Source organism: Xanthomonas sp. CFBP 8151 (genome assembly GCF_011761885.1).
In the GTDB taxonomy this organism is placed as follows: domain Bacteria; phylum Pseudomonadota; class Gammaproteobacteria; order Xanthomonadales; family Xanthomonadaceae; genus Xanthomonas; species Xanthomonas arboricola_B.
In genome coordinates, this window is the sequence record NZ_JAASQZ010000008.1 from 1 (window position 1) to 5,418 (window position 5,418).

Here is a 5,418-nt window from a genome sequence, read left to right on the forward strand (position 1 = left end):
AGAGCATCGACCAACAGGCGCTCACTGCCGGCGGCAACCTGATCCTCAGCGCCGGCAACGACGTCAATCTGGTCGCGGCCAAGCTGGACGCCGGCAGGGGCTTGGGGCTAAGCGCCGGCAATGACATCAATGCCAGCACGCTGACCACGGTGGACACCAGCAACACGTTGGAAACGCGCAAGCGCTTCAAGCAGACCATCGCGACCAGCGACGAAACCGTCTACGGCACCGAGTTCAACGCTGGCGGCGACCTGGCGATGCAGGCCGGCAACGACATCACCCTCACCGCCGCATCGGCAGCCACCAAGGAAGGCGGCATCACCCTGGCCGCCGGCAACGACGTCAATCTGCTCGCCGCCAGCGAGCAGCACGACGCCGTGCAGGACATGACCAAGAAGAAGAAGGGCACGTTCTCCAGCAAGACGACGACCACGCATGATGAGTGGCAGGACAACGTAGCAGTCACCACCACGCTCAGTGGTGACACGGTGCAGATTGCGGCGGGTAACGATCTGCTATCGCAAGGCGCGCAGGTCGCCAGCACCGGCGATGTGGTATTGGCCGCAGGCAACAACATCACGCTGGACACGGTGCAGAACACGCACAGCGAGGAACACGAAAAGACTGTCAAGAAGTCGGGTCTCTACGGCGGCGGTGGATTCAGCGTCGCTTTGGGCGTCACCAAAAAGACCGATGGGCTGGACGTCACCGAGGTGACCAACAGCGGCAGCCTGGTCGGCAGTACAGATGGCTCGGTGACAATGACCGCCGGCAACAAGGTTGCCATTACCGGCAGCGATGTGCTGAGTGCCACCAGCACTACGATCGTGGGCAAGGAAGTCACGATTGCCGCGGCAGAAAATACCGTGGATACGGTGCAGACGTCCAAGCAGCAGAGTGCGGGTATCACGTTGGGGCTGACCGGGGGCGTGGTTGCAGCAGCGGAAGCGGCGTACAGCGCGACTAAACGTGGTTCAGAGGTAGAGGATGACCGTCTAAAAGCACTCTATGCCGCCAAGGCGGGTTACGCCGTCAGCGACGGCGTGGCCGAGTATCAGGCAGCTGCGGCCGCTGGCAGCAGTATGGGGGGCGTGAGTTTACGCATCGGTATTGGAGCTAGCAGTGCGTCGAGTAAGACGACAACACATGAGGAAACCACTGGCGGTAGTCGCATCCTGAGCGACGGCAACGTCACCATCGCAGCGACAGGCGGCGATCTGAATGTCATTGGTAGCAAGATCAATGGTGAAAATGTCGTGCTGTCTGCGGCGAACGACCTGAACTTGCTGAGCAACCTGGAGACCAACACCAATAAATCGGAGAACAAGAACGCGGGTGGTGAGATTGGTGTAAGCGTTGGTACCACGACGGGTGTGTATCTCACTGCTTATGCGGGTAAAGGTAGTGCCAAGGGCAATAGTGACGTACACGCTGAGAGCGTAGTGACCGCCAACGACAGGTTGACGTTGATCAGTGGTAACGACACTACGATCAAGGGCGCACAAGCAATCGGCGACAAAGTGCTTGCCGACGTTGGCGGTAACCTGCTGATCCAAAGTGAGCAAGACACCAGCGACTACAAGAGCAAGCAGCAACAGGCGGGCATGACGCTGGTGTGGGGCTTTAGCGGCAGTAGTGCGAACTACAGCCAACAGAAAGTCAACAACAGTTACACCAGTGTCAATGAACAAAGCGGCATTCAGGCCGGCAAGGGTGGATTTGATATCACTGTTGGTGGCAATACGCACCTTGTTGGCGGCGCAATTGCAAGTGCCGCGGATGCGACACTCAATCGCCTGTCCACGGACAGCCTGACGGTAGAAGATCTTCAAAACGAAGCAAAGGCAAAGGCATCGAACATCGGTGTCGGCGCGGGAACCAGTGGTGCTGGATTGGCGCAATCCGCCGCAAGTGCAGGACTCAGTGCTCTGGGCAGCGCCAATAGCAATGCAACGAGTACTACTCGTAGTGACATTGCTGCTGGTGCTATTGAGATACGCAATAAGGATTTCAGTGCCCTGGAAGGTCTGGAACGTAGCGCCTCAATGCTTGACGGCAATAGCGTCAAAGCGATTGATACGAACAAGTTGCAGGAACAGGTCGAGCTGAGCCAGGTTGCAGGCGAAGTCGGATTCCGTACTGCCAAGGAAGTGATTGCTGCACGGCGTGATGCGGCAACAGAAGAGCTCAAAGCCGCAGCCGAGGATTATCAAGCTGCTACAACCGATGAGGAGCGTGCGGCAGCAGCGGTGCGGCGTGACGCCGCTCAGTCCAGTCTGAAGCAGTGGTCCGATGGCGGTAATGCCAAGATGGCAACGCAGGTACTGGCAGGCGTATTCCAGGCCAGTCTAGGCGGGGGCAGTACTCTAGGCGCTGCTGCTGGTGTAGCTGCCAACGAAGGATTCCTGACCAAGCTATCAGCAAGCATCAATAAGGGCTTGGATGGCGATGGTATAGCCCACGAAGGAGCGATGAACCTGGCCAGCATTGGCCTGGGTCTGATCGCTGGTGGTCTGATGGGGGATGCCACGTCGGGCGCCATCGCCGCCAACACCTCCCAGCAATATGGCTATTACGACTACCGTGACGGTAAGCGACAGCTGCTGGCCTCCGACGCTTTGCGTGAGATGGCAGGCGGTGACGAAGCTCTGCTGCAAGGCATGCGTACGCTGATCAACGAGGCAATCAAGAATGGCGCGGATCCAGCGAGTCTCGCGGCGGCGCTGACAACGCCTGGCGTTGCCAGCAACATGGCGGGCATGGCGCTGGTTGAAGCATCGGCACAGAAGGAATACGGCAAGAGTTTTGGTGCGCTGGGCCTGGAGGATCAGAAGATTCTTCTTGGAATGGTGGGTAGGGTCTATGTTGAAGATGTACAGAGCATTGGTCCTGATGGACAGCCTCTTGTTGCTGTTGGAGGTGTCGAGAAGCTTCCAACGGTAGAGGTAGTCGGTAAATCGTCCGGTGGGCTCCTGCACGCTGGTCAGCTTGTCAGCGGAGTCATCGAGAGTGGTGGTCGCGGCGTTGAGAAGGCAAGCAACTGGCTGGGTCAAGACACAGCAATGGCGCTTGCCTACGTCGCGATGGCTGCTGCTGGCGGCCCGGTCAAGACGGTCGCGAGTACGCTTTTCGAAAACTCTGCCGCAGGAGAGTTCCTTCAGAACGCTAAACAGCAGTACTTGGTGGATCCTTTTGGTAGGGTCATTGGTACATACGGCCTAGGTGCGCAAACCGCTGAGCAGCTTCAGTCGGTTAGGCCTGCCAGCAGCATGATGGCGGGAATGGGTGTCGATGCGATGATGGCCGCTATCGGTGCTACGACTGCAGGCACCGGCGCGAAGAGTATTCTTGAAAGCTCGCAGGGTATTGGCCAAAAGATTGATAATGCCGGAAATCTCGTTAAGGACGAAAAACTTGGAGGCCCTCATCGACAAACTAGTAAACCTTCCGGAGACGGTCTTGATTCACATCACTGCCCTGCTCAAAACTGTTATAAAGGAGCCCCAATTGGCTCTGGTGGAGGTCCAGCCATTAAAATGGATCCTGAAGATCACGAGTTGACTGCGAGCTTTGGACGATCCAAGAGTGCTCAGGCCTACAGGGATAAGCAAAAGGAGTTGCTTGATCAAGGCAGGTTGATGGATGCTGTACAGATGGACGTTGATGACATTAGAGCTAAATTTGGCAAAAAATATGATGGCCATATTCAGCAAATGATTGATTACGCAAAGACATTGAATCCCGACGATTTTAAGATTAAATGATCATGAATTTTGAACTACTAAGTTGTAGTGTTGGCCCGATCTCAAAAGGAATGGATCGATCTAAGGTAAGGGAAATTTTGGGTGAATTTAATGAGTTTAATAAAAACTATCTTGCAAAAAATACTACCGATAACTTCTTCAATCATAGGGCTCACGTATATTATTCGGAAAAAAATATTGTTGAAGGCGTTGAGTTCGTAAGTGGGGCAAATGTTTCGATAAGTGGGATAAAAGTTTTTGATGAAAATTTTGAAGATTTTCTAAAAAAAGCCGCTGATAATGGATTGGTTATTGAGAGGGACGATCTTGGCGCTGTGCTTCCGGATATTGATGTTTCATTATTTTCTCCGGAGGGTGATTTTATAAAATCTGTTTATTTTGAAATGTGATGGTTGGTTTAATGTTGGGTCGTAATAATGCTTGCCGTGATGTGAAGTTTACCCAAGTGTGAGCATTAACCAAGTTCTAAGTCCAATTCCTATGCCTGAAAAAGCATTTTTTCTTAAGAAATTAAGTCATCGGCCTCTTGCGTGAGGCCGAGGCGGCATTGTTGGGGCCGTAAGGTAGAGTTAAGTGGCAGAATCACCTGAACGTTGTGGCTAATTTGTCGCTATGGCTCTCACTGTTTCTGCTCCGGTTGCTGCTCAAGAATGTTACGTGCGGTGTTGGCTGCTTCATAGATGGCTTGGCCAATCGTTGGAAAAGTCTGTGCATCCAGGCAATCCGGTGCGGTCACAGCGATCACGTCGCCGTAGGCGGCGATGGTGCGCAATAAGCGGTCAAGTAAGTCGGTTTAGTCGAGCGTGAGACGAAAGACGACAGCAGGCTGCTTCATCGTTATTATTCTTTGCGGCGAAACGTGAGCGCATAAAAGCCTGTTGGCATGCGCGCTGAGCTTGATGCGGGTCGTACGCATGCTATGCGGCACGTACTCAGTCTTTGTCCGCTACGCTTACGACTAGCTCTCCATCGCGCATGCGGATATTGAGTTTGCTGCCAATGGTAAAGCCCAGTTGCTCCAGCCAACGACCTCGCAGGCGGAGAGTGGGTATGCGTTGGCTACTAGCGGGGTAATAGCCATAGCCGACGGTTAGTTGCTGCGGTGGACGTGGGCGGCGTGGGGCACGTTGTTGTTTGGCGAGGTCGGCTGCGTTGGCGGCAGCGATCTGTTCGGGTGTGAGCATCGGAGTGAGCGGCGTCTCGACGATGCGCCAGACCGCGTCGCGGGTTGGCTGACGCTTTGCGCGCTTGCGGGTGGTAGTGGTGCGGGATGGCGGTTGACGCATGGCAAAGCCCTCCTGAACGAACAGGTGCCGTCGCTGATCAGCGACGGGATGTCGGGAGGTTAGAAACCGCTCATAGCCGGCGGGCGTATTCCTCCCGAAGGAGTGTTGTATTAGCCGCCCTCCCGACGCAGGCGTCGCGTCGGTTGCGCCTGCAAAGTACAGGCACAAAAAACCCACCGGTTTGACGGAGGTGGGTACCGCTATGAGAGGAGTTTCTACGCTCCTTAGTCAAGAGATTGCTACCCGTTACGAGCGATGTCAATGGCTTCGTCTTAAGGGCAGCTCTAAAAACCCCCGATCCTTGGCATCATAGTTCCACCGCCATCCAGGGTAAGAGCCGATGATCAGTCTGTTTGCCGGGGCCGAGC

4 protein-coding genes are annotated in these 5,418 nt (G+C 54.9%); 2 read left to right on the forward strand and 2 right to left on the reverse strand.

Annotated features, from left to right (window positions below):
• On the forward strand, positions 1-3,764 hold a 3,764-nt coding region (locus tag FHT08_RS19760; RefSeq protein ID WP_243849100.1), incomplete at its 5' end, for a hemagglutinin repeat-containing protein.
• A gap of 2 nt (positions 3,765-3,766) precedes the next feature.
• A complete protein-coding gene (locus FHT08_RS19765) occupies positions 3,767-4,153 on the forward strand; it encodes a hypothetical protein (RefSeq protein ID WP_146094517.1) in 387 nt (128 codons plus the stop codon).
• Positions 4,154-4,383: 230 nt separating this feature from the next.
• Here FHT08_RS19765 and FHT08_RS19770 read toward each other — a convergent pair whose 3' ends face one another.
• Together FHT08_RS19770 and FHT08_RS19775 are read right to left on the reverse strand one after the other, a co-directional pair.
• Positions 4,384-4,536 carry a hypothetical protein gene (locus tag FHT08_RS19770; protein ID WP_243849101.1) on the reverse strand — a complete coding sequence of 51 codons (153 nt, stop codon included), beginning with the start codon at positions 4,534-4,536 and terminating at the stop codon, positions 4,384-4,386.
• A gap of 160 nt (positions 4,537-4,696) precedes the next feature.
• Positions 4,697-5,050 (reverse strand): SymE family type I addiction module toxin, encoded by a 354-nt coding sequence (locus tag FHT08_RS19775; RefSeq protein ID WP_104599354.1) that lies wholly within the window; start codon positions 5,048-5,050, stop codon positions 4,697-4,699.
• Between the last annotated feature and the right edge of the window lie 368 nt (positions 5,051-5,418).